Annotated in this window: 21 protein-coding genes; 5 read left to right on the top strand and 16 right to left on the bottom strand. The window is 70.9% G+C overall.

Going from position 1 to position 23,700, the window contains the following annotated elements:
• Positions 1-4 precede the first annotated feature (4 nt).
• The 12 genes from O7634_RS21655 to O7634_RS21600 all read right to left on the bottom strand — a co-directional run bounded on the left by O7634_RS21655 (position 5) and on the right by O7634_RS21600 (position 11,951).
• Positions 5-1,090: an acyl-CoA dehydrogenase gene (locus O7634_RS21655; RefSeq protein WP_278151938.1), complete on the bottom strand. Its 1,086-nt coding sequence runs from the start codon at positions 1,088-1,090 to the stop codon at positions 5-7.
• Entirely contained in the window at positions 1,077-2,261 is a 1,185-nt protein-coding gene (locus O7634_RS21650) for an acyl-CoA dehydrogenase family protein (RefSeq protein ID WP_278151937.1), read from the bottom strand. The genes O7634_RS21655 and O7634_RS21650 overlap by 14 nt, the downstream gene beginning before the upstream one ends.
• Positions 2,258-2,497 carry a phosphopantetheine-binding protein gene (locus O7634_RS21645; RefSeq protein WP_278151936.1) on the bottom strand — a complete coding sequence of 80 codons (240 nt, stop codon included), beginning with the start codon at positions 2,495-2,497 and terminating at the stop codon, positions 2,258-2,260. The genes O7634_RS21650 and O7634_RS21645 overlap by 4 nt, the downstream gene beginning before the upstream one ends.
• Complete coding sequence (locus O7634_RS21640; protein WP_278151935.1) at positions 2,494-3,768, bottom strand: alanine racemase; 1,275 nt, start codon at positions 3,766-3,768, stop codon at positions 2,494-2,496. The genes O7634_RS21645 and O7634_RS21640 overlap by 4 nt, the downstream gene beginning before the upstream one ends.
• On the bottom strand, positions 3,761-5,236 hold the full coding sequence (locus O7634_RS21635) for an AMP-binding protein (protein ID WP_278151934.1): 1,476 nt from the start codon (positions 5,234-5,236) through the stop codon (positions 3,761-3,763). The genes O7634_RS21640 and O7634_RS21635 overlap by 8 nt, the downstream gene beginning before the upstream one ends.
• Entirely contained in the window at positions 5,233-6,339 is a 1,107-nt protein-coding gene (locus tag O7634_RS21630; RefSeq protein WP_278151933.1) for a hypothetical protein, read from the bottom strand. Before O7634_RS21630 ends, O7634_RS21635 begins: the two co-directional genes overlap by 4 nt.
• Positions 6,336-6,608 (bottom strand): acyl carrier protein, encoded by a 273-nt coding sequence (locus O7634_RS21625; RefSeq protein WP_278151932.1) that lies wholly within the window; start codon positions 6,606-6,608, stop codon positions 6,336-6,338. Before O7634_RS21625 ends, O7634_RS21630 begins: the two co-directional genes overlap by 4 nt.
• A gap of 102 nt (positions 6,609-6,710) precedes the next feature.
• Positions 6,711-7,934 carry an ATP-grasp domain-containing protein gene (locus O7634_RS21620; protein ID WP_278151931.1) on the bottom strand — a complete coding sequence of 408 codons (1,224 nt, stop codon included), beginning with the start codon at positions 7,932-7,934 and terminating at the stop codon, positions 6,711-6,713.
• Between the two features lie 11 nt (positions 7,935-7,945).
• Positions 7,946-8,935 (bottom strand): DMT family transporter, encoded by a 990-nt coding sequence (locus O7634_RS21615; RefSeq protein ID WP_278151930.1) that lies wholly within the window; start codon positions 8,933-8,935, stop codon positions 7,946-7,948.
• Positions 8,936-9,043: 108 nt separating this feature from the next.
• A complete protein-coding gene (locus O7634_RS21610; protein ID WP_278151929.1) occupies positions 9,044-10,195 on the bottom strand; it encodes a saccharopine dehydrogenase family protein in 1,152 nt (383 codons plus the stop codon).
• Positions 10,192-11,241: a saccharopine dehydrogenase gene (locus tag O7634_RS21605; RefSeq protein WP_278151928.1), complete on the bottom strand. Its 1,050-nt coding sequence runs from the start codon at positions 11,239-11,241 to the stop codon at positions 10,192-10,194. Before O7634_RS21605 ends, O7634_RS21610 begins: the two co-directional genes overlap by 4 nt.
• A gap of 14 nt (positions 11,242-11,255) precedes the next feature.
• Positions 11,256-11,951 (bottom strand): methyltransferase domain-containing protein, encoded by a 696-nt coding sequence (locus O7634_RS21600; protein ID WP_278151927.1) that lies wholly within the window; start codon positions 11,949-11,951, stop codon positions 11,256-11,258.
• 582 nt (positions 11,952-12,533) lie between these two features.
• Between O7634_RS21600 and O7634_RS21595 the strand changes: the two genes are divergently transcribed.
• The 4 genes from O7634_RS21595 (at position 12,534) to O7634_RS21580 (ending at position 17,069) form a co-directional block, all read left to right on the top strand.
• Positions 12,534-13,016 (top strand): nuclear transport factor 2 family protein, encoded by a 483-nt coding sequence (locus O7634_RS21595; protein WP_278151926.1) that lies wholly within the window; start codon positions 12,534-12,536, stop codon positions 13,014-13,016.
• Between the two features lie 22 nt (positions 13,017-13,038).
• Positions 13,039-14,772, top strand: a complete 1,734-nt coding sequence (locus tag O7634_RS21590) for a thiamine pyrophosphate-binding protein (RefSeq protein ID WP_278151925.1) — start codon at positions 13,039-13,041, stop codon at positions 14,770-14,772.
• A gap of 63 nt (positions 14,773-14,835) precedes the next feature.
• Positions 14,836-16,029, top strand: coding sequence for a methionine adenosyltransferase (metK, locus tag O7634_RS21585; protein ID WP_278151924.1), 1,194 nt, complete (start codon positions 14,836-14,838; stop codon positions 16,027-16,029).
• Positions 15,978-17,069: a hypothetical protein gene (locus O7634_RS21580; protein ID WP_278151923.1), complete on the top strand. Its 1,092-nt coding sequence runs from the start codon at positions 15,978-15,980 to the stop codon at positions 17,067-17,069. The genes metK and O7634_RS21580 overlap by 52 nt, the downstream gene beginning before the upstream one ends.
• A 10-nt stretch (positions 17,070-17,079) precedes the next feature.
• Here the strand turns inward: O7634_RS21580 and O7634_RS21575 are convergent, their stop codons facing one another.
• The 4 genes from O7634_RS21575 to O7634_RS21560 all read right to left on the bottom strand — a co-directional run bounded on the left by O7634_RS21575 (position 17,080) and on the right by O7634_RS21560 (position 22,432).
• Positions 17,080-18,102, bottom strand: a complete 1,023-nt coding sequence (locus tag O7634_RS21575; protein ID WP_278151922.1) for a 3-oxoacyl-[acyl-carrier-protein] synthase III C-terminal domain-containing protein — start codon at positions 18,100-18,102, stop codon at positions 17,080-17,082.
• A gap of 38 nt (positions 18,103-18,140) precedes the next feature.
• Positions 18,141-19,418, bottom strand: coding sequence for an MFS transporter (locus tag O7634_RS21570; RefSeq protein WP_278151921.1), 1,278 nt, complete (start codon positions 19,416-19,418; stop codon positions 18,141-18,143).
• A 237-nt stretch (positions 19,419-19,655) separates the two neighbouring features.
• On the bottom strand, positions 19,656-20,378 hold the full coding sequence (locus tag O7634_RS21565; RefSeq protein WP_278151920.1) for a class I SAM-dependent methyltransferase: 723 nt from the start codon (positions 20,376-20,378) through the stop codon (positions 19,656-19,658).
• 98 nt (positions 20,379-20,476) lie between these two features.
• The gene (locus O7634_RS21560) at positions 20,477-22,432 is read right to left on the bottom strand and encodes a TetM/TetW/TetO/TetS family tetracycline resistance ribosomal protection protein (protein ID WP_278151919.1); all 1,956 of its coding nucleotides are present in this window, start codon (positions 22,430-22,432) and stop codon (positions 20,477-20,479) included.
• Between the two features lie 335 nt (positions 22,433-22,767).
• On the opposite strand from O7634_RS21560, the gene O7634_RS21555 reads away from it, so the two are divergent.
• The gene (locus O7634_RS21555) at positions 22,768-23,628 is read left to right on the top strand and encodes an oxygenase MpaB family protein (protein WP_278151918.1); all 861 of its coding nucleotides are present in this window, start codon (positions 22,768-22,770) and stop codon (positions 23,626-23,628) included.
• The last annotated feature ends 72 nt before the right edge of the window (positions 23,629-23,700 follow it).

Raw genomic sequence — 23,700 nt, 5'->3', positions numbered from 1 at the left:
ACCGTCACCAGGCGAGACCGTGCAGGAGGTCATCGACCCGGTCGGCGACCAGCTCCAGGGCCACCTCGCCGACACCGCCACCGATGCCGAACACGGCCGCCTCCGTGCGCAGTCGCTGGATGCCCCCGTCGACGAACCCGGCCGCGCCGTGCAGGCGGGCGCACTCACCGAGCACCCGGTCGACGGTGTCGGCGGTGGCGATCTTCACCCGGGCCGCGGCGGCGGGGTCGTGGCGCTCGACGACCCATGGGCCGGCGGTCACGCACACGGCGCGGAGCTCGTGGACACGGGCCAGGCATGCGGCCACCTGCCGCCGTACGCCCGGGTCCTGCCAGAGGCAGGTGCCGCCGTCGTCCGGCCGGCGCAGGCGTTCCACGGTGTCGACCAGCACCCGCCGGCACAGGGCGACCGCCCACAGACCACCGGCCAGCCGCTCGGTGCCGATGTGCCTGGCGAACAGTGCCATCCCCCGGCCACGGCCGCCGATGACGGCGGTGGCGGGGAGCTGTACGTCGCTGAACGTCACGTCGCCGAGTTCGGCACCGCCGAACAGTCCGGTACGGGTCGGGGTCACTGTCACGCCGGGCGCGCCGGCCGGGACCAGCACGAAGCTGAAGTTGGTGAAGTGTGGACCCTCCTCGTGCCGGGCCAGCACGAGGAACGCGTCCGCCGTGCGCGCGTTGGTGATCCACCGTTTCGAGCCGGTCAGGGTGAGCCGGTCGCCGTCGATCCGATAGCCGGTGGCCAGTGAGCTGAGGCGCGACCCGCGACCGCTGTCGGTGGCGGCGAGCGCCAGCACCGCCCGTCCGGCGGTCGCCTCGGCCGTCAGCGGATGGTCCGGCAGCGTCGAACGCAGCAGCGGCAGCGCCGCCGCGACCTGCACACACACGCCCAACGTGACCCCGATCGGGTGGACCGTGTCCACGGCTGCCAGCAGCCGGCCGAGCCGTTCCGGATCGACGCGTCCGCCCGACTCGTACAGCGCCGCTACCAGGCCGGACGCCCCGAGAGCCGGCCAGACCGGACGGTCACCGGCCACCGCCCGGGTCAGCGCGGCAGCGGACCGGGCCGTCCGCTCACCCACCGACATGGGTGACCTTCCGGTCGAGCAGCACGTGCCGTCCGTCGGCAAGGTCGAGGCGGTCGTTGTGGTAGTTGAGCGACGCGGACCGCAGGTCGCGCAGGACCCGTTCGAGGTAGGTGTCCGAGTCCTTGAAGTAGCCGTGCCGCAACCCGACCGCGTCGACGAGTTCCTCGACGGCCTGGCGGCACGACTCCGCCGCGGTCACCTTCAGGCCGTTGAGCAGCATCTGCACCGGCGCGGTCGACAGCTCACCGCCCTCCTCGACGACGTGCTGGGTGTGCCGCAGCAACGCGTGGACGGCGTCGATCCGGTGGCGGGCCCGAGCCAGCCGGGTCAGCAGCAGCTCGGAGCGGTGGTCGAATCGTCGCCGGCCCTCAGGGCTGCGCAGCAGGGTCGCCACCCGGGAGAGCGCCCCGGCGGCGGAGCCCAGCCAGCAGGCGGCCCAGCCGAGGTGCGCCAGCGGCGAGAAGAGGGCCAGCGAGATCTCCCGGAAGCCGTGCTCCGGGCCGATCATCTGGTGGCGGGGGACCGTGCCGGTGAGCTGTAGCGCCACACTGTGGCTGGCCCGCATGCCCATCGGCTGCCACCGGCCCGACTCGGTGATCCGCAGTTGCTCGCGCTCGGCATAGACGAGGCAGACCTGTCCGGCCTGTCCGGACGCGTCAGCGCCGGGGCTGCCCATGGTGATGAGGAAGCCGTCGGCGTGGGCCCCGCCGGTGACGATCGGCGCGAACCGCTCGATCAGAAGCCCCTCCTCGGTGTCACGCAGCGGCGCGGTCGCGGACAACAGATGACCACCGGTGCCCGCGGAGGTGGTGACCGACGCCAGGTAGCGTTCGCCCGCGGCGACGCGGGGCAGAAGGGTGGCCCGCAGCTCATCGCCGCCGTACCTGGCGACGGTGGCGACCTGCTGGCAGTGCATCGCGAAGATCAGAGCCACCGACAGATCGGCGCGGGCCAGCGACTCGGCACAGTCGACCAGCTCTGCCGGCCCGCCACCGAGCCCGCCGTACGCGGCCGGCACGACCAACGCCAGCAGCCCGGACGCGCGCAGTTCGGCCAGCGCCTCGGTGGGGAAGACCGCCTCGTCGTCGGTACGCCGCGCGTGCTCCCGGGCCACCGCCGCGACCCGTCGTACCCGGTCGGTCAGGTCGACGGCCGTGGCCGCCGCCGTCATGCGTCACCGCGAGCGTGGCACACGGCCGCCCAGAGGCTTCCGGCGGTGGCGAACGTGCTCTCGGTCAACGCCTCGTCGGGGAGGCTGACACCGAGGTCGTCCTCGATGGCGAAGAGCAGTTCGATCGACTGCATCGAATCCAGGCCCAGGTCGTGCAGTGACGCGTCGGCGGTGATCTGGTCGGGGGTGGCGTACTTGAGGAAGCGCGACAACAGCGCGACGTACTCCGGATTCACAGCGGTTCTCCCAGGGCGATCGGGGTACGGACCAGGTCCAGCCGGGATACGTGCCAGGTGGCCGGGTCCGGGGTGGTGGAGTCGATGACCACCTCGACCGGCGGCGGGTGGCCCAGGAAGGCGATCAGGCTCGCGTCCAGGCCGTAGGCGCCGACGTTGGGCACGGCCAGCAGGTCGCCGGGACCGAGCCGGGGCAGTTCGACGCCCCGCGCCCACACGTCCAGCGGGGTGCACAGCGGGCCGCACACAGTGGTCGGCACCGTGTCCGCCGGGGGTGCCGCCGCGTCGACCGGGATCAGGCTCGGCACCAGCGGCGGCAGGCGACGCAGCCCGGACAGGCCGCCGAGGTGGTTGATGCCCGACTCGAGCACGACCAGGTTGCTGCCGTGCGAGGTCTTCGCGTCGAGGACGCGGGTGAGCAGGGTACCGGCGGTACCGACGAGGTAGCGGCCCGATTCGAAGGCGATGCGGGGTCGGCCCTCCCGCCAGGCCGGCACCTCCGCGTCGAGCAGGGCGGTGAGCGGTTCACGCAGCCCGGACAGGTCGAGGCGACGGCCGGCGCGGGCGAACGGCGCGCCGAACCCGCCGCCGAGGTCGAGCACGTCCAGGCGTACCCCTCGGGCGCGCAGCGCCTCGCGCAGGTCGGCGGCGGTTCGCAGGCTGCTGGTGAACTGGGCGAAAAGATCATCCACAGTGGTCAGGTTGGTGCCCATGTAGAGGTGCAGTCCGACCACTGTCACGTGCGGCCGGTGCCCGAACCGTTCCGGGGCGCTCGCCACCCAGCGGGCGTCGGCACCGAACGGCGACGACACCCCGGTCATGGTCAGGCCGGGCCGGGACGCGGGCGCGTCGGCGTTGATCCGCAGCAGGCACCGCACCGGCGCGCCGGCCGCCTGCGCGCACCGGTTCAGCTGGTCCAGGGCGTACGGCGAGTCCACCGAGAAGTGCCGCACTCCGGCAGCGAGCGCGGTGCGCAGATCGAGGTCGCGTTTGCCGGGCCCGGCGTACAGGATGGCGCCGGGCTCCCAGCCGGCCGCCAGGGCGGCGGTGAGTTCGCCCGGCGAGCAGACCTCGGCCCGACTGCCGGCGTCGTGCAGCGCCCGCAGCAGTTCCGGGTGACGGTTGGCCTTCACCGAGTAGTAGGTGTCGGTCCCCTCGGGAACCGCGTCGCGCAGGGCGGCGAGGCTGTCCCGGGCGTCCGCGAGGTCGTACACGTAAGCCGGGGTTCCGGCCGTGGCCGCGACGTGCCGGGCCAGAGCGGGATCAAGCACGGCCGGCCACCATTGTGGTCAGCGCCGCGCGATCGATCTTGCCGTTGCGGGTCAGCGGCAGGGTGTCGACGACCACGCACCGTTGCGGGATCTTGAACACCTCGAGATGGTCACGCAACCGGTCGAGCACCGTCTCCGGGGCCAGCTCCGTGACCGCGACCAGCACCGATCGGACGCCGTCGCGGGGCGGCAGCACCGCGACGGACGTGACCCGCGGTATCCGACGGGCCGCCGCCTCCACCTCGGTGGCGCTCACCCGGTATCCGCGTTCCTTGTAGATGTCGTCGGTCCGACCGTCGACGTAGACCCATCCTCCGGGTTCCACCCGGCCCTGGTCGCCGGTGCGCAGTTGGATGGTGAGCCCCTCCTCCACCCGGAACCGGTCGGCGGTCAGCTCCGGACGCCGCCAGTAGCCGGACATCACGTGCGGACCACGGACCACCAGCTCACCGACGACGCCGTCGGGCAGACGACGTCCCTTGTCGTCGACGGCGAACACCTCGGTACCGGCCAGCGGGCGGCCGCTCGACCCGGGCCGCTCCCGGTCACCGTCCGGGGGCATGATGGCGACCCTCTTGCACTCGGTCAGGCCGTACATCACCTGGATCCGCAGCTGCGGCATCCGTGCTCGCAGCGTCCGCGGCAGGTCGGCGGGCATCGCCGCGCCGGTGGTGGTGAGCAGCCGCAGCTTCGGTGGCTCACCACCCCGGCCCAGCAGCCGGGCCAGCATCTCGGCCGTCGACGGGACTGCGGCGAGCACTGTCGCGCCGGTCGCGGTGAGCGCCGCCGACAGGCCGGGCCCGGTGGCCGTCAGACCGGCCAGGTGTATCCGGGCGCCGCTGAGCGCGCCGAGGAAGAGCTGGTACAGCCCGTAGTCGAAGGAGACCGGTGACGGGCAGAACACCACGTCGTCGCGGCGGTAGCCGACGGCCTCCTGGATGGCCGCGACAGCGAACAGCATCTGCTGGTGGGTGGAGACCACCGCGTTGGGCCGGGCCGTGGAACCGGAGGTGTAGACCAGACACACCGGGTCCACGGTCAGCGGCTCACCACCCGGGGGCAGGCCGTCCAGTGGCGCCCGCGCAGCCAGGCCACCGAGGTCGCCGGTGGCGGACCCGAACTCGGCCGCCACGGCTCTGACCTGCGCGTCGTCGCTGAGGACCAGGGCCGGCTCACAGTCATCGAGCACATGCCGCAGCGGCTCACCCCGGAGTTGTTCGTGCAGGACGACGAAGACCACGCCGACTCGGGCCGCGGCGTACAGGACGGCGGGCAGGAGCACCGACGGCGGTGACACGATCACCAGTCGGTCACCGCGGCGAAGGCCGGCATCGAGCAGGCCGGCCGCGATCCGGCGACCCGATGTCACCAGCTCGGCGAAGGTGGCCCGGTCCTCGCCCACGGTGACGGCCACGTCGTCGGGGGCACGCCGCGCCGCCGTGTCGAAGAGCCGGTGCAGCACTGTCATCGGGCGCCGACCCCGGCGCGGGCCACGATCCGGCACAGGCCGTCGAGGTCCCGCAGGTTCTCGGGTACGAGATCGTCGGCGGACAGTTCCACACCGACCACCCGTTCCACCAGCTCGACGATCTCGACGATCCGCAACGAGCCGTACCCGGGGGCGGTGTCGAACCGGGCGCCACCCAGCACCGCGGGCACGGGCAGGCCGAGGACGGACGCGGCGGCCTCGGCGACGCGCTGTCGCCACGGCTGCCCATCGGCCACCGGTACGGCGAAGAGCACCCGGTCCTGGTTCAGCAGGTCACCGAGTCGCCGCAGCGGGGCCTCCGGCGCGGGTCGGCCCCGCTGCACCATCCGCCACGCGACGTACGTCTGCTGCACCAGCCCCTGCCAGGCCTCGAGATGCTCCTGGAGCGCCATGTCGCGGCAGGCGGCGTGCAGCAGCCGGGACCGGGCGAGCAGCCACGTCTCCAGGGTCAGGCGGGCGAGCGCGGCGGCCCGGTCCGGGGCGGCGGCGTACGAGGCCAGGTATTCGCTCGGGTCGTCGAGCTCGACTGCCGGCAGTGGTTCGGGCAGCGCCGCCGTGCCGAAGCTGATCACGTCGGCGGTGTCGCCGAGCGCGGCGATCAGGTCCTTCTCGCTGAGGTCCCAGTGTCCCGGAACCGCCGGTCCCCATCGGGTGTCGTTGCGGTAGGCGTCCCAGACCCGCACGCCGTCGTCGTGCGGGTGCACGAGGAAGCTGTGCCGCATGTGCTGCTGCCCGGCGTAGGGAAGCCACGGCAGGTGATAGGCGTCGGCCACGACGTAGAGCGGCTCGTACCGGGCGATCAACTCGGGCATCCGGTCCGCCGGGCAGGCGTCCCAGCGCTGGTCGACGTCGAGTCCGAGGAGCCCGGCCGAGTGCCGCACCTGGTCGACCACTGCGGGTTCGACGGTCCACCAACCGTCCTGGAACCGGGGCCGGAAGGTGAGCCGGGCGCCGAGTCGCAGATGGGTGCCGGGTCCGTGCCGCACGTCGGCCAGCAGCGCGAGGTTGACCTGCACGCAGTCGAACAGCTCGGCGGGCAGCGCGTCGAGGGCCGCACCGAGGTCGGCGGCGGAGCCGCTCATCGGGCGGCCCGCTGCACGAGGTCGACCAGGTCGCCCACGGTGCGCGGCAGGGGGGCGGAGAACAGGTCGTCGGGCAGCGTCACACCGAGCTCTTCTTCGATCTTGAGCAGTACGGTGAGCAGGCCCAGCGACGTGACGTCCAGCAGCGGCCCGGCGAGCGGCTCCGCCTCGGTGATCCCATCGGTGCTGATCGTCAGCTTGGAGTGGGCGATGGCGAGCCGTTTGACGGTGTCCGCGACGGTGGCGCGGTCGGCGGTCCCGGTGGGCACTCTGACGCTCCTCTCCGAGTGGACGGTGGTGCCGAATCAGGGCAACCGGGCACGCCCGTCCCGCGCCTCGGCGTGTGCTCCACCGAGGCGAGGACGTGCCGATCAGCCGCCGTAGAGGTCGGCGAGTTCCAGCGAGCGCAGCCGGTCGTAGTCGGCGAGGACCTGCTGCCGGTCAGGGGCACACAGGTACAGCGTGCCCGGGCAGGTGGCCATGTCGGTGGTGGGCGACAGGGGGGTGCCCTCCGGGATGTTGAGCACCAGGCTGTCGAAGGACGGCAGCGCCCGGACCGCCTCCCAGGCGTCGGCACCCGGCATGACGCCGTCCCGCTCGGTGATCAGGTTGACGCAGCGCAGGTTGGCGTCGAGCCGGTAACCGCTGGTTCCCTGACGCGTGAACGCCTCGGGGTCGGCGATCGCCAGGGCGAGGCTGTCGACCTGGTTGGTGCCGGTGCAGCGGGTCAGCAGTTCCGGCATCTGGCCACCACCGAGGCGGGCTCCGCACTCGACCAGGACCGGTCCGGACGCGGTCAGCATGACCTCCGTGTGCCCCGCGCCGTTGCGGATCTCGAGCGCGTCCAGAACCGCCAGGGTGTAGTCGGCGATCTGCCTGGCGGCAGGGTCGTCCCAGGCCAGCAGGTCCTCGTAGTCGTAGATGGTCCGACCGCCGGTGGAGCGCTTGTGGTAGCGCCAGACCTCCACGATCCGGTGCACGCCATCCCTGCTGACCGAGTTGACGTAGTACTCGGCGCCGGCGAGGAACTGTTGCACGAGCACGACGCTGTTCGAGCGGCCGTACCGGTCGATGGTGCCGGTGATCCGCGCGTACGCGTCCCTGATCTCGTCCGGGGTGTCGCAGACGTAGACGTTGTCCCCGCCCGCGCTGGACGGCGGCTTGAGGACCACCGGCCACTGCCCCCGGTCGGCCGCCCAGTCCAGGATCGCGTCGACCGACTCCGACCGGAAACCGGCGGCGGACGCCAGGCCGGCGTCCCGGATCGCCTGATGCATCACGAACTTGTCGCGGCGCGCCAAGGGATCGCGCATTCCGTTGCCCGGTGTGCCCAGGGCGGCCGACAACTGGTCGGCCAGCAACACCCCGGACTCGGCGCCGGCCACGACGATGCCGACGCCGTGCTCCCGGACCCGGGCGACTGTGGCGTCCAGGTCTTCCTCGTGCTTCAGGTCGACGGTGAACTCCTCGGGCCGGTAGCTGAGCCGCCAGTCGGGAGCATCCGAGCGGACGTGGATGAATTCCATGCCGTGACGCCGCAACGCGGCCGGCAGGTGCCGGCCCGCGCCGTACGCGTCGACGATGGCACATTTCATGGAGGACTCCTTCATCGCCGGTCTCCGGCGGTCTCGTACGCCGACGGCACTGTCACGGCTTCCAACCGGTTGTCGTGGCGTGCCCGGGCCAGCGTCCCGGCGGTCGCGAGAGCCACGATGCCCACGATTCCCACGATGGTCAGCGCGGACGGCTGTAGCCGCCCGTCCAGGAATTGCATGAAGTAGGCGAAGATCGGTGAGAGCGAGACGATCAGCGCCGTGGTGATGGGCTCGGTGTGCCTGATCCCGATCTGCAGGAGGTAGATCGGGAGCGCGATACCGATGACGGCCACCACCGCGCCGGGCACGAGCGCGGCTCTCACCTCGTCCAGCGAACTGGTTGCGGTCATCGCCCAGCCAATCGCGATCATCAGGAAGAACCGCACCGCCAGCACCTCCTGCGGGCTGCGACCGCTGTCGCTGAGCCGCTTCATGTAGGTGATGTTGGCCGCCGATCCGATCGCGCACACCACCGAGAAGAAGAGGCCCCAGGCGGCGGTGCTCTCACCGATGTCCCCGACGGCGGTCTCACCGGTGAAGGAGCCCCACACCAGGACGCTGAGGAACACGCAGATCCCCAACGCGACAACCACCTCGGCGGCGATCACGGACGCCCCCCGGCGCAGGATCGCCCCGGTCACGAGGATGAACACCGGACCGAGCGCCAAACCGACCACGTTCACCACCGCAGGCTCCAGGTTGCGCAGGGCGTAGAAGGTGGCGAGCCACGTCACGGCGGTGGTGATGTTGATGGCGATGACGTCGTGGCGTGAGTCGCGCAGCATCGTCAGGAAGGCGGTGCCGTTGCGCGTCATCTCCAGGGCGAGGAAGAAGACCGCCGTCAACGTGAAGGAGACCGCGGTGAGGCTCTCCGGGCTGACCACCTGGAGCCGGTTGCTGCCGTACACGTCCATCGCGGCGGTGAATGCGGCAAACAGCAGCAGCGGAAAGATGCCGCGCCGAATGGTCGCCGATTGCCTGGTCCCCGACTGCTGCGCCATGTTCTGGCCCCCCGTAACTGGCTGTGACTCACGCCAAATCATCCGAAGTGTACTTACGTCGGAACGATGAGAGGCGATCGAAATCCAACCGTGTACTAGATCATCGGCCTATGGCGCATATTCCTGACAGACGATGCCGTTGGCGGACAGGAAGTCCAGCCAGCTGTCGATCGACTCGGGGTCGGAGGTCGCCTGGTGCAGACCGGGAGACAACCGGCCGGCCAGCACCTCGGCGAGCCCGCCGGCGAGGGCCACCGAGACCAGCCGAGGTGTCGCGTTCTCGGTGGCATCCCCCTCGACGTCCATGGCGTAACCGCCGGACCAGCGCGCTCCGTCGTCGGTCACCGCCTCCAGCCGCACGAACATGACCACCCGGTCGTGGTCCTCGCTGGTCGCCGGGTACTGCTCGGCCAGCCGCGCGGCCAGGGCGGTGATCTCGTCGGCGGTGCCGTTCTCCAACTGCGTGAAGACCGGCTGCCAGGCGTCGGTCCATCCGTCGAGCCGGACCGTGCCGCGAACGAAGGTGTCCACCTCCCAGAACTTCGGGAACTGATACGTAGCGATGTACGGGATGCTGTCCCGGTTCGGGTAGACCTCGAACGGCTCGCCACCCAGGGTGAGCTTCTCCACGGCGCGGTACGGCCGGTCGACGGTCCGCTCGCGACCGCCCTCCACGAAGCGGGCAGGAGTGCCCAGCGCGGTCAGGACACCTCGGGGCGCCCAGCTGAACCGGTAGCGGAAGTCGTTCGGCACCGCGGGGAAGCTCCCGCAGTACGACGTGAAGGACACCGACGCCGGAGCATCGCCGAGGGTCTTCTCCGCGGCCTGAACGAGCCGGTGGGCCAGTAGATGATCGATGCCGGGGTCGAGCCCCGCGTCGGTCAGCACCACGAGCCCGGCCCGCCGCGCGTCGGCGGCCAGCTCGGCGACCTCCGGCGAGACGTAGCTGGAGCTGGCGAAGTGCGCCGACCGACGCAGGCAGAGCCGGAGCACGGCAGGGTGCTCGACGGCCGGCAGCATGGAGACCACGAGATCACCCGGGCGTACGGCGTCGGCGAGGACCGCCCAGTCGAGCGCCCGCGCTTCGGCCTGACCGGTGAGCCCGAGCCGCTCGAGACAGGCCTGCGCCTTCTCCCGGGTGCGTCCCCAGACCGTGGTCTCGGCCGCGCTGGCGCAGACCAGGGCCAGCCCACTTCCGGTCGACAGGCCGGTGCCGAGCCAGTGAACCCGGCCGGTCGGCCCGAGGAGGGTGGATGTCACGAGAGGCTTCCCATCAGGTCGAGTTCGGCGGTCGCGGTCACGAACCGGTCGTACGCCCGTCGCCAGACCGGCGTGTCGTCCGGCAGGGTGCGCAGGTGCGGCAGCAGGTCGGCGGAGAAGGCCAGACTCGCCTCCCGCGGCAGCAACGAGGGCAGGTTGTCGATGGCGATCAGGTCGAGCCTGGGCTCGGCGCGCAACTGGCGCACCGGCCGGGCCCAGTCGGTCGGAGTCCGGTAGATCGGCAGCAGGTTGAACTCGGACGTCACGTCACAGGTCACATCGCTGATCACGGACAGCGTGCGAGCCGGGTCGTCGAGATCCTCCGGGCGCACGAACGCAGGCGCGAGTTCGTTCGACAGCACGGTGTTGACCAGCACGTCGTGGTCGAGGATCGCCCTGCGGTCGAGATCGCGGGTTTCGGCGACGTCCCACGCCGTGGGCTCGACCCCGCCCACTGACAGCGCGTCCCGCGCGCCCCGGCCGCACCGGCCCAGCGCGCCGATCACCAACGCCCGCACACGGCTGTCTCCGGACGCGGCGATAGCCTCGTCCAGTTCCGGACGGGTCATCGCCCGCAGGGGCGCGACGAGCCGCCCCCGGTGATGCAGGAGCGCCAACGCCGCGCCGACGTAGCCGGCCCAGTAGCCGAACGCGGCGACCCGGCGGCCCGTGTCGTCGGTCAGGTATTCCAGGTCCAGCAGGGTTCCACCGGCCCGGAAGCGGCGCAGCAGCGCCGCACCGTCGCGCTGGCCCTTGTAGGCGTGCCCGAAGAATATGTGTCGGTGGCGCAGCGGCTCCGGCTCGTCGGCGGGGGCCTTGAGTCCCACGATGACGGTCTCGGCCGGCGCCTGCGGCCAGGTGCCGGCCGCGACGATCCGGGCACCGGCCGCCGCGTACTCCCCGGTGTCGAAGACCCGGTGCGCCGACTCCTCGACGGTCAGCCGCACGCCGTCGGCGATCAGCACCCGGGCGTCGTCGGGGGTCAGGACGGTGCGGTGCTCGTCCGGGTTGATCTCTTCGCGTAACCACAGCTCACCATCGCTCATCACAGATCTCCTGGTCAGGCGTGCAGCTGCGCCACGACCACTGACCGGCGGCGCGGACCTGACTGCGGGCGCCGGTAGTGGAAGTGCTGGATCTCGACCCGGTCGAAGCCCGCGGCGAGCGCCTGCTCGCCGAGGTAGCCGGCGGACAGCCAGTAGAAGCCCTTGACGTTCGAGGCCGGCTGCACCCACTCACCGTTCTGGGTGTCGTCGTTGGACGCCACGAAGGACGCCACGCCGGCAGGCCCCGGTTCGAGCCAGGTGAGAATGCGCTTGAGGATCGACTGGAGCCCGTCCTCGGGGTTGTACAGATGCCCGAGCACGCCGTCCATGTAGATGACCGACCACTTCTCGTCGGGCGTCCAGGTGTTCAGATCCGCCTGCAGCGCCTCCAGACCCTTGGCTCGGGCGAGCCCGACCGCCTCCTCCAGCGCGTCCACCGCGAGCACGCGGTAGCCGGCCTTGGCCGTGTCCGCCTCCACCACGGCGTTGCCGCAGCCGAGGCTGAGCAGGTCGGTGACCTTGTTGCTCTGCAACCGGCTCACCAGGATGCTCGTCATCCAGGCGCGGTACTCGGTGGAGTAGGTCGACGGTGTCACGGAGTCGCCACGGGCTCCGCCCTTCTCCCAGATCTCGAAGAGATTCGGCTCTCCGTCGCCCTGCGGCCGATAGAAATCCAGGAGTTCCGTGTTCTGTTGACTGGCCGTGCTCATTCTTCCCCCGTTATCTACCGGTTGTTCACAGAACCACGCGACGAGAATTACTGCGTGATGCACAGGCATACAGCGACCACTACGTCGCCTTGACGGTTCACGGGATTAGCCGGAGTCACCGCAGGTGAACGAGATGACCAGGAAACACCGGGCCACTCTCGCCGATTCGGACTCCGCCCCACCCCCGTCAAAAGGCACTCCGGCCCGACAGGGATCGATGCAAGCACATGCACCCCTGGGGGCGCAAGCAAGATCTCCTAATATGTGGGAACTTGACTCGACGCTCAGCAGAAAGCCGATAACGACCTTGGAGAATGCTGTGCGTACCCCACGCCTGAGCCGCGATAAGCTACCGTGCCGAAGGTCCGGAGGGCACCACCCCACACACCTGCCGCCCCCTTGACATCCCGTGCTCACAATGGCGTCGCAGCATGGGAATCCCACCGTTTTGGCGATCACTTGCATCGATGCTGCTTGGAGGCACCGCATCAGCATGCCGGGCCACCACCGCCCTCGCGGAAGCACGCACTGTGACGAGAGCCACACCGTGTGGGGCGACAAACGTGAAGAAGATGCCGCATCATGCATTTTGTCCGCACCGACGAGCCTGCACTTCACCGTCCCCTGATCGGTGATCACCACGGCCGGAGCCGCTCTGTGGTGAGCCGCGAATTCATTCCGGAGACGCTCGTGGCACAAACGATGAATCGCAGTCACCTCGACGACGTGGTGCGCACGTACTACCACCGGGTCGACGCCGATGACATCGACGGGATGATGCTTCTCTTCGAACCGGACTCGATCTACGACCGACCAGGTCAGGAATCCATCGTCGGGCGATCAGCCATTGCCGAGTTCTATCGATCCCAGCCAGCGATCCGCAGCCGCCGGCACAGCATCACGTCCTTGATCGTCGAAGGGTTCGAGGTGGCGGTGCACGGAACGGCCGACCGGACCACCCTGGACGGACAGCACTCGACAATCGGTTTCGCCGACTTCTTCACCGTTTCCGGAACCGGCCGGTTCGCGTACCGACGAACGTTCTTCTTCGTTCCATTCGCCTAGCGACTCCCCCGGGGAGAAATCAATGAACGCAGCTGAGGGCGCGGCGCCCGTCGGCGCGGAACTTCTGGTCGAAGCGCTGGTCCGGCACGGTGTCGACACGATCTTCGGATTCCCCGGAGACACCAGCATCCATTTCTACGACGTCATCGCCAGGCGCCCGCAGGACGTCCGGCACGTGCTCGCCCGCGACGAACGCCACGCGGCATACATGGCGGACGGCTATGCGCGTACCCTCCGTCGCCTCGGAGTCTGCGAAGCGCCGAGCGGCGCGGGCGCCGTCTATCTGGCCAGTGGCCTCGGCGAGGCATTTGCCTCCGGCATCCCGATCCTCGCGATCGCCACCGACAATCCGCACGGCAGCCGAGGCACCAGCGCCATCAGCGAGATCGACCAGATGGCGTTGTTCAGCGGCGTGACGAAGTGGCGGCGGACCGTGGACCGGGCGGCTGAGCTGCCCGGCGCGGTCGCGGAGGCGATCACCGCCGCGACGAGCGGCCGTCCCGGCCCGGTGGTGTTGATCATCCCGGAGAACGTTCTGGAGGAGACCGCCGACCGGGCCGTCGGCACCGGCGGCAGCACGGTGCCCGCCGCACGCCCGGTCGCGCCGGCCGAGGCCGTGAACCGGGTGGCCGAACAGATCACCCAGGCCGCACGCCCCGCGATCGTCGCCGGTGGCGGCGTGCACCTGTCGGGTGCCTGGCGCGCCCTCACCGACCTCGCGGAGCACGGGGCCATCCCGGTCGGCACCTCCATCCACGGCAAGGGCGCCCTCGCCGAGGACCACCCGCTCGCCCTCGGAGTCGTCGGCGCCAACGGCGCCCGGGAGTACGCCAACGACTATCTGCGCACCGCCGACTTCGTTCTCTTCGCCGGCACCCGTGCGAACGCCACCGACACGGCCAGTTTCACGGCCCCGCCCCGCTCGGGCACCCGGATCGCACACATCGACCTCTCCGCGCAGCGGGCCGGGCGCAACTACCCCGGGAGCACACCCCTGGTCGCGGACGTCAGGGCGGCTCTCGACCAGCTCCGCCAGGCGCTACCCGCCGCGGACGAGCAGACCCGCGACGGCCGTGTCCGGGCTCTCGCCACCGCCCGGCAGCGCTGGGTCGCTGCGCACTCGTCGCCCCTGCCGGACCCGGGTGACCAGCGGCTTCAGCCGCGGGACGTGGTTCGTGCGCTGCACGCCGAGTTCGGCGGCTCCACCTGGGTCGTGGCGGACGCCGGAACCCCCACGCCCTTCCTCGCCTCCTTCTGGGAATCGTCAGGTGACGGGTGGCGAGTCGTGATCCCGCGCGGTCACGGGCCCCTGGGCTTCGCCATCTCGGCCGCGATCGGCGTCGCCGTCGCGCATCCCGGCGAGCGGATCCTCTGCCTCACCACCGAGGGCAGCGTGGCGATGGGTCTCGGCGACTGGGAGACGGCCGGCCGGCTCGGGCTGCCGATCACCTACGTCGTGCTGGACAACACCTCACTCGGCTGGATCAAGATGATCCAGCACCTCTACGCCGGCGGGCGCTACTTCGCCGTCGACCCCGGGCGCATCGACCCCGTGCTGCTCGCCAACGGCATGGGACTGCCCGCGGCACGCGCGTTCGACCTGGAGCAGTTCAGCGTGATGATCAAGGATGCGGCCGCCGGCGGTGGACCGTCGGTCATCCACGTCCGGGTTCCCGAGCACATGGACAATCCGCCGCCCGTGGAGGCGTGGCAGGCAGCCCTCGCCGGCACCGCCACCCGACGCCCGATCCACTGAGAACCGTCATCCTCCCGCCGGCGCGCCCCACCCGGGACGACGCCGATATCGAAAGGACACGTCGTGGCACGCCGCCTGTTCACCTCCGAGTCGGTCACCGAAGGCCACCCGGACAAGATCGCTGACCAGATCAGCGACGGGATTCTCGACGCCCTGCTCGCGCAGGACCCGCGCAGCCGCGTCGCGGTGGAGACCCTGATCACCACGGGCCAGGTGCACGTGGCGGGCGAGGTCACCACCCAGGCCTACGCCGACATTCCGAGCGTCGTTCGCGACACCATCCTGCGGATCGGCTACGACTCGTCGAGGAAGGGCTTCGACGGCGCCTCCTGCGGCGTGAGCGTCTCCATCGGATCGCAGTCGCCGGACATCGCGCAGGGTGTCGACACCGCCATCGAGGAGCGCGAGGGTCGGGCCGGCGACGCGCTGGACAGCCAGGGCGCCGGGGACCAGGGCATGATGTTCGGCTTCGCCTGCTCGGAGACGCCCGAGCTGATGCCGCTGCCGATCGCGCTGGCGCACCGCCTGGCCCGCCGGCTGTCGGCCGCGCGCAAGGACGGCACGATCCCCTACCTGCGCCCTGACGGCAAGACGCAGGTCACCATCGAGTACGACGGTCTGCGTCCGGTGCGCCTGGACACGATCGTGGTGTCGTCGCAGCACGCGGGCGACATCTCGCTGGAGTCGCTGCTGACGCCGGATGTCCGCGACCACGTCATCGCTCCCGAGTTGGAGGCCCTGGGCCTGGACGTCGAGGGGTACCGGCTGCTGGTGAACCCGACGGGCCGGTTCGAGATCGGCGGTCCGATGGGTGACGCGGGCCTGACCGGCCGGAAGATCATCGTGGACACGTACGGCGGCTACGCCCGTCACGGTGGCGGCGCCTTCTCCGGTAAGGACCCGTCGAAGGTGGATCGCTCGGCGGCATACATGACGCGCTGGGTCGCCAAGAACGTGGTGGCGGCCGGCCTGGCCGAGCGGTGCGAGGTGCAGGTGGCCTACGCCATCGGCAAGGCACACCCGGTGAGCCTGTTCGTGGAGACGTTCGGGACCGAGAACGTGCCGGTCGAGCGGATCGAGAAGGCGATCAAGGAGGTGTTCGACCTGCGCCCGGCCGCGATCATCCGCGATCTGAACCTGCTGCGTCCGATCTACCAGCAGACCGCCGCGTACGGCCACTTCGGCCGTGAGCTGCCGGACCTGACGTGGGAGAGCACCGACCGCGCGGCCGATCTGAAGAACTCGGCGACCAGCTGACCTGGGGCGCCCTTCGGCCGGGTCTGGTCGGCGCGGACGGGCACGACGTGGCCGCGCGACACGAAGGTGGTCAGGAATCGCCGCGTGTGCGGCCGTCGGTCGCACCGACGCGAGCTGAACGCCCTACTGTCGAAGGCACTGCCCACACGCTGCTCGATGGAGAAGCCTTGTACGAGATCACCGAGACCCGTATCTCCTATCACCGGGGTGACACTGCCGGGCAGGCACGGATCGAGGCGGTCCTGCCGGCCGGCGCCGGGCGCTGGGCCGTCGTCACCGACGCGACCCCGTTCCACCCGGTCGACGCCGCATGGCCGGACCAACCGGGAGACCATGGTGACCTGACCGTGGGCGATCAGGTCACCCCGGTCGTCGACACCCAGATCCTCACGTTCCGGCCGGCCGACGGCGCGGTGTCGATCGGGCCTGAGGTGACCGCGCGCCGTGGCGACACCGAGCACGTGTTCGCTGTCGCTCACCTCATCGTCAAGCAGCCGGAGGAGTCCTGGATCGGTCGGACCGTCGAGCTGACGGTCGACGATCACCGGCGCCGGTGGTTGAGCGCCGCGCACACCGGATGCCACCTGGTGGCGTACGCGTTCAACGAGGCCACCGACGAGCTGTGGAGCAAGGACGCGCCACGGGACTCACGGGGAAGCCGCAACTTCGACGCCGCCGCGCTGATCGACAGCCGGCACGACCTGGGCAGCAGCGTGGACCGGTACCGCCTGGGGAAGTCTCTGCGACGCAAGGGTTTCGACCACGCCCGGATGCTCGCCGACCTCGACTCGTACCTCGCTCGGGCCAATGATCTGCTGGCCTCCTGGGTTGCCGCCGATGCCCCGGTTCATCTCACCGGCTCGTCGGACACCTTCACCGCGCAGCGGGTCTGGCGCTGTGAGATCTCGCCCGTGGCGACGATGCCGTGTGGCGGCACACACGTCAGCAGCCTCGGGCAGCTGCGTTCCATCCAGATTCGCGCCGACTACCGGGAATCGGAGAAGGAGATGCACCTGGTGGCCGCCTCTCTGCCGCGTTGAGCGGAGGCGGTCACACCTCCAGCAGGGTGCAGAACCAGTGCATGCCGTACCCGATGCCGGCCAGTGCCACGACGTCGCCCTCGTGCAGATCGCCGCGCTCGACGTAGGTGTCCAGGCAGATCAGCTGGTCGGCCGCGCCACAGTGCCCGATCGCGGCCCCCAGCTCGGCGTTGGTCCGGTCGAGCGGCAACCCGACCGCCTCGGCCACGTCGACCATCGCCTTGTGGTTGTCGTTGAGATAGATCAGTCGGGTCAGCCGGGACCGGTCGAGGCCGGAGCGCGCGAAGGCGTTGTTCACGACCAGGGCGACCCGCTGGTTCAGCTCCCGGGTGAACCGGGCGAAGTGGTCGGGGTCGCGGCGAAACTGCCGGTAGACGGCGGCAAGCCGGTCAAATTCGAGGTTGCCGTGGCCGTCGGGGGCGATCGGTGCGGCGGCCCCGCCGTATTCCACCCGGAAGAAGTCGACGCATTCGGGATCGGTGAACTGGTCGGTCGCCAGCCAGCGCAACGTCGTGTGGTCCCGCCGCAACACGGCGGCCGCGGCCCCGTCGCTGGAGACACACGTGTTGGTGTTCATCCGGTTGGCGTGTGCCTCGCTGACCTGGTTGACAGCGACGAGCAGGACGGTCCGCACGTCGTCACGAACGGCGAAGGTCCCGGCGATCTGCTGGAACGCCGTGACCGTGGCGGCGCAGGCCTGGGTGAGCAGCAGGGTCGGCGTCCCGGTCATCCCCAGCTCGCGGGCGACCGCCGAGGAGACGTCCCACTGCAGGTAGTCCGGGACGTCGCTGGCGGCCACCACGAGCAGATCGATCTCGCCGATCTCGATCCGTGCCCGCTCCAACGCCCGGGCGGCCGCTCGGGCACCGAGATGTGCCGACGTGGTTCCGTCGACGACCCGATGGAACGTGCGATAGCCCCACGCCAGCACCCGCTCGGGGTCCTTCACGTAACTCGGTGCCAGCTCGGCGACATCCTGAGGTTCCCCCAACGCGGCGCCCAGCGAGACGACGCCGAACTGCACAGGCGGCATGGCACTTCCCTTCGTCGCGGCGGTGCTGCGCGCTCGCCTCAGGCTTCCGCGGCCCGGCTGGGCACGCCGACGTCACCGGGTTCCCCGGACCGTGCCGAGCGCTGGGTGAGCACCGACGTGAGCACCCCGGCGACGAGAAGGACGGCACCCAGGACCAGCCAGCCGACCGGCCCGGGGCCGACGACGGCCACGGTGAGCAGCCCTGGCCCGATGACCGCGAAGCCACCCGCACCGAGGTTGTAGAGACCGAGGTAGAAGTTGCGTCGATCCACCGGGGCCAGCCCGAAGGACACCCCCCATCCCCCGGCCGACTGCCACAGCTCCCCGAATGTCAACGCCACGGCGGCGAGGAGGAGGACACCCGTCGCGGCCACCGGGCCCAATCCGCCCGACACCGCGGCCAGGACGCAGAACACCGCGAGAGTCACACCCGCGCGACGCTGGAGCCGACCGGCATGACCGAGGTCGTCACCACCACGGCTGAACCGGACCTGCAGCGCGACGGCGAGGACGGTGTTGATCAGCAGGACGACTCCGACGACTGGCTTCGGCGCCGACGTCTGGGTCACGATCCACAGCGGCAGTGCGACACCGAGGATCGCGACGTGCAGGAACAGAATGCCGTTGAGCAGGGCCAGCGACACGAAACGAAGGTCCCGCCAGGGCAGCGCCCCGACACCGGCGCCGGGCTGCCGTACCGCGACGCCCCGCGGCAGCTCCCCGCGCACCCGCAGCAGCAGGAACGCGGTGACCAGAAAAGACACCGCGTTGACCAGCACGAATCCGATGTACGCCGAGGCGTCGGCCAGGGAGATGAAAAGCGTGGCGGCGAGCGTGGCCAGCGCGTAGGCCGTGTTACGCACCACCGCGACCGCCGCCATCGTGCCGACCGGCGTGTCGTCTTCGGCGATCGAACCAGCGATCGACTGCAGCAGCGGGGTGGCCGCGTTCTCGGCCATACCGATGAAACACGCGGCGATCAGGAAGCCGCGGAAATCGTCGACCAGCGGATAGGCGAGAAAACCGGCAGCACGCCACACCTGGAGCGCGATGAGCATCCGGGGCGCTCCGAACCGGTCAGCGAGCCGGCTGATGGGTACGACACAGACCAGCCCGCAGAGCGCCGCGATCGACAACCCGGTGCCCACCTGCGCGCTGGACAGCCCGATCACCTGCGTGTAGAAGAGGACCGACCCGGTGAGGAAGATCCCCCGGCCCGCTGCGTCGATGAACACCGCCAGCAGGAAGGCCCGGGCGGCTCTGCCACGGGACAGCCGGCGAAGCAGATGCAGGTCGAGCCCGAGCAGCCGGTTCACCGCCGTCCACCCCGAACAACAGCCACGATCATTCGCCGACCCTTCCCCCGATGTTCGGCACCGCAGATCTCGCGGAAACAGATCAACGGCGGCGATCTGATCGGCCCGCAGCGATCCGTGTTCGGATCCTAGGTCGACCATCCAACGACCACAATGGATGTCCCACGGTGCCGCTGTGAACCAACTCTCACCACGCCGACGTCCGGCGGGCGGCGTGGTGAGCCCACGGGTCGGGGGTCAGTGCGGGTCTGTCGGCTTACGCGCGATGAGCATCCGGCATCGTGGGCTGCCGTCCCGGCGTCGTCCCAGCGCGGGCAGGTCGGCTGTCGTCACGGTGAAGCCGGCCGCGGTCAGGTCGTCGCGGAGCGCGGGCAGCGGGCTCGTGCGGTAGTACATGACGAACGGGGGTCGCCACAGCGCGTTGCGTACCCGCATGGCCAGGTCGAATCCGAGCGTGGCCCAGTGCGAGACCGAGGTCAGCGGCGGCGGCGCACCGACCAGGACGGCGAAGAGCCCACCGGGCCGCAGCGCGCGGCGCACCCCCGCGAAGAGCGCCGGTCGCTCGGTGGGCAGGAAGTGCCCGAGCGCTCCGAAACTCACGGCGAGGTCGAAGTGCTCGCCGAACGGCAGGGCTCGGGCGTCGGCCTGGACCCAGGTGGCGTCCGGGTGAGCGTCGCGCGCCTGCGCGAGCATGCCGGCGCTGAAGTCCACCCCCGTGCTGCCTCCCCGGCACACGGCCCGGAGAACCGTCATGCCCGCGCCGGTACCGCAGCAGACGTCCAGCCCCTGGTCGAACGGTCCCAGATCGGACAGCGCGTCGGCGGTCGCGGCGAGGTAGCTGTCCGGCGTGCGGAACGGTGTGTGGTCGAACTTCGGGGCCAGCAGGTCGTAGCCGCGCTCGACCGAGGAGAACGCCTGCACGAAGAGTTCCCGCAGCGACGGACCCTGAGGCGAGAACACCAGCCGAGGGTACCTGCCGGAGCCCGCCATGCCCTCCGAGACGACCACGGCGCCGCCGGCCGGACCAGGACGCCGCGACGCCGCGACGCCGGCAGGGCCTACCGGGGTACGGCACGAAACCACGTCTCCCGATCCCCCGGGTCGGGCCCGCGCCGGGGCAACGTCGGCGGGTCCTCGCCGGTCACCGGCGCGTAGTGGTCGAAGCTGGTGGTCAGCACGGCCTCGCCGCCGGTGAGGTCGGGAAGGGCGGCGACGACCTGCGGCACCCGCGCGGACGGCAGCGTGCCGCTCACCTCGAGGTATCCCCCGGCGAGGGCGGTGGCGTCGACGACCGCTCCGAGCCGCCCCAGCACGGCCATCACCGTCTCCACCGCGTACGGGGGTAGGTTCACCTCGAACCGCTCGATCGGTTGGCACACCCGGGTGCCGGCCCGGGACAGGGCCGCCGCGACCACCACCGGCGCGAGGTTGCGGAAGTCCGCCGCCACCGTCGAGATGGACTTGTCGAACTTCTGGTGCGGCTTGCTCTGTCGCGGCCAGTACCGGGAGGCCGTCATGGTGACGGTGCAGTCGGTGACCGGCCACCCGTGCCGGCCCTGCCGCAGCGCGGCCCGTACCCCCTCCTCGGTGGCGGCGACGAACGCCGGCGGGAGCCGACCGGGCTCGACCCCGGCGCGGAACTCGACGCCGTGCCCGACCGGGGCGGCGTCGATCCGCAGTCCCAGCCCGGCCAGGTACGGGTTGCCGCGCTCGCGCACCCGCTCCTCGGCGGCCCCGGAACCGGCCACCCGTTCGATGCACGCCGTCAACGTGCCGGAGAACCGCACCCGGACGCCGAACCGGTCCTGAAGGAGCGCGGCGAGCACCTCCTTCTGCACCTCGCCGTGCAGGCGGACCACCGCCTCCGCCTGCTGCTCGTCGAGGCGCAGATCCACCAACGGGTCCTCATCGGCCAGCTCGGCCAGACCGGCGAACATCGCCAGGCGTTGGGCCGGGTCCACCGGCTCGACGACCGCCTGCCTGGTCGGCGGTGGGAACCGGTAGACATGCCGCCGCGGCGGGTCCCCGACGTGCTGACCGATGCGGGCCGACAGGCCGCGCACCGCGGCGATCTGCCCGGCGGACACCGACTGACGCACCAGAGCGCCCTCGGGCTCGACGACAGCGATCTGGGTCACCGTCTGCGGGCGGGCGCCGGCGAGCCGTACCCGGTCGCGCACGCTCAGCCGCCCGGACCACAACCGCAGCCAGGCCCGCCGGCCCTGCCCGTCCCGATCGACGGCGAAGACCGTTCCCGAGAGGGCGCTCTCGCGTTGCGGCGAACGGGGCAGCAGATCCGCGAGCAGGCCGCACAGCTGCCGTACGCCGGCGCCGGTGATCGCCGAGCCGCAGGCGAGCGGGCTGAGCCGGCCGTCGCGGACCGCCGCGCGGATCGCCCGCCGGGTGTCGCGGACGCGGACCGGCTCGTCCGCCAGCCACCGCGCCGCCACCGCGTCGTCGACCTCCGCCACCGCCTCCACCACCGGTTCGGTGTCGAGGCCCACCGTCCGCACCCGGGCGTCGTGGGTGCCCTGGCCGACGACGGTGGCGAGCACGACCGGACGCGCCCCGAGCCGATGGGCCACCTGGGCCACCACCCGGTCGACGTCGGCGCCGCGGCGGTCCACCTTGTTGAGGAAGAACACCGTCGGTACGCCGATGCGGCGCAGCGCCCGCCAGATCGCCACCGTCTGCGGCTGCACGCCCTCCACGCTCGACACCACGAGCACGGCGGCGTCCAGCACGGCCAGCGACCGCTCGACCTCCGCGATGAAGTCGGGGTGGCCGGGGGTGTCCAGCAGGTTGACGGTCAGGCCGCCGATCGTGATCGACGTGACGGCGGCCCGGATGGTGATGCCGCGCCGACGCTCCAACTCCATCGAGTCGGTCCGCGTCGTGCCGGCGTCCACGCTGCCCAGCCGGGACACGGCACCGGCCTCGTAGAGCAGGCGTTCGGTCAGGCTGGTCTTTCCGGCGTCAACATGGGCGACGATTCCGAGGTTCAGCAATGCCACGGCAGAACTCCACGATAGGACGGTCAGGGGTCCGAAGCGTGGAAGCTGCTCGCATTGTCACTCCTCGTGGTGGTCACGGCGCCGACGCCGGTGACGGGCGTGCGGCGGTGAACTGTCGCCAGGTTCGCACGCCCGACACGACCGCCACCACCGAATTCGGTACGCGGACCGGCGGCCGACCACACCGCCCGGGGGTGGCTACGCTGGCGAGGTCGCCTGGCTGCCGCTCGTCGGCAACGCCGGTGCCCCATCGCCGGTCGTCGCCGAGACACCCGCCGCGACCCGAGCGCCCGCGACCGAGGACACCCGCATCCGACGGCAGGAGACACCCGCCGATGAGAGGCCGATACGCCAACCTGACCCGCATCCGGACCCTCGACCCCGAGCGCGACCATCTGGACATCTACCAGACCATGCTGCGCCGCGAGTTCCCGTGGGACATGAAGCTCGGCCTCAACCTCGCCTTCAACCGGTCCTTCTCGATCCCCGCCATCGCCGCGGTGCACATGACCACCGGCGAACTGACCGGACGCACCCAGAAGCGGATCGACGACACCGGCCTGTTGATGTACGAGATGGTGCTCAACGGCTTCGACCAGCCCCGTGGTCGGGACGCGTTGCGACGTGTCAACCAGATCCACCGGCCCCACGACATCAGCAACACCGACTTCCTGTACGTCCTCGGCTGCCTGGTGGTCATCCCGACGCGGTGGCTGACGGAGTACGGGTGGCGCCCGCCCTGTTGCCACGAGCGTCAGGCCACGTACCTCTTCTACCGGGATCTCGGCCGGCGGATGGGCATCACTGACATCCCCGGGTCGTACGAGGAATTCGAGACCTGGTTCGACGCCCACGACGTGGCCCACCTCGAGCCGAACGACGACGCGGCGGCGATCGAGCGGGCCACCCGGACGCTGATGCTCACCCGCATCCCCCGTGTGTTCGGACCGCTGGGCAACGCGCTGGTCACCGCCATGTACGACGCTCCGCTGCGGCGCGCGACGCGGGTCGACACCCCCGCGTGGCCGGTCCGGGCGGGTCTGCACGTGGCGTTGCGGGTGCGCTCGCGGTTGCAGCGGTGGTTCGGGGCGCCGCGGGCGACGGCGCTGTTCGCCGACGGGATCAACGCCAAGAGCTACCCCGACGGGTACGAGATCAGCCACCTCGGCCCGCAGCACAACCGCGCGCACGAGTAAGCGTCCGGCCGGAGCCGGGCCGGGTCGATACCGGAATCCCGGCTGGCTGAACCGGGCAGCTCCCCGGAGCAG

It is taken from the genome of Micromonospora sp. WMMD1120, assembly GCF_029626235.1.
In the GTDB taxonomy this organism is placed as follows: Bacteria; Actinomycetota; Actinomycetes; order Mycobacteriales; family Micromonosporaceae; genus Micromonospora.
The sequence above is the reverse complement of the archived record's forward strand: the minus strand, read 5'-3'. Positions and strand labels throughout refer to the sequence as shown.

Excerpts from the sequence above, each read along its gene's own strand:
- O7634_RS21655 (WP_278151938.1), bottom strand. The coding sequence starts at position 1,090 with ATGTCGGTGGGTGAGCGGACGGCCCGGTCCGCTGCCGCGCTGACCCGG.
- O7634_RS21650 (WP_278151937.1), bottom strand. The coding sequence starts at position 2,261 with ATGACGGCGGCGGCCACGGCCGTCGACCTGACCGACCGGGTACGACGG.
- O7634_RS21635 (WP_278151934.1), bottom strand. The coding sequence starts at position 5,236 with ATGACAGTGCTGCACCGGCTCTTCGACACGGCGGCGCGGCGTGCCCCC.
- O7634_RS21630 (WP_278151933.1), bottom strand. The coding sequence starts at position 6,339 with ATGAGCGGCTCCGCCGCCGACCTCGGTGCGGCCCTCGACGCGCTGCCC.
- O7634_RS21620 (WP_278151931.1), bottom strand. The coding sequence starts at position 7,934 with ATGAAATGTGCCATCGTCGACGCGTACGGCGCGGGCCGGCACCTGCCG.
- O7634_RS21615 (WP_278151930.1), bottom strand. The coding sequence starts at position 8,935 with ATGGCGCAGCAGTCGGGGACCAGGCAATCGGCGACCATTCGGCGCGGC.
- O7634_RS21605 (WP_278151928.1), bottom strand. The coding sequence starts at position 11,241 with ATGAGCGATGGTGAGCTGTGGTTACGCGAAGAGATCAACCCGGACGAG.
- O7634_RS21600 (WP_278151927.1), bottom strand. The coding sequence starts at position 11,951 with ATGAGCACGGCCAGTCAACAGAACACGGAACTCCTGGATTTCTATCGG.
- O7634_RS21595 (WP_278151926.1), top strand. The coding sequence starts at position 12,534 with ATGCATTTTGTCCGCACCGACGAGCCTGCACTTCACCGTCCCCTGATC.
- O7634_RS21590 (WP_278151925.1), top strand. The coding sequence starts at position 13,039 with ATGAACGCAGCTGAGGGCGCGGCGCCCGTCGGCGCGGAACTTCTGGTC.
- O7634_RS21575 (WP_278151922.1), bottom strand. The coding sequence starts at position 18,102 with ATGCCGCCTGTGCAGTTCGGCGTCGTCTCGCTGGGCGCCGCGTTGGGG.
- O7634_RS21555 (WP_278151918.1), top strand. The coding sequence starts at position 22,768 with ATGAGAGGCCGATACGCCAACCTGACCCGCATCCGGACCCTCGACCCC.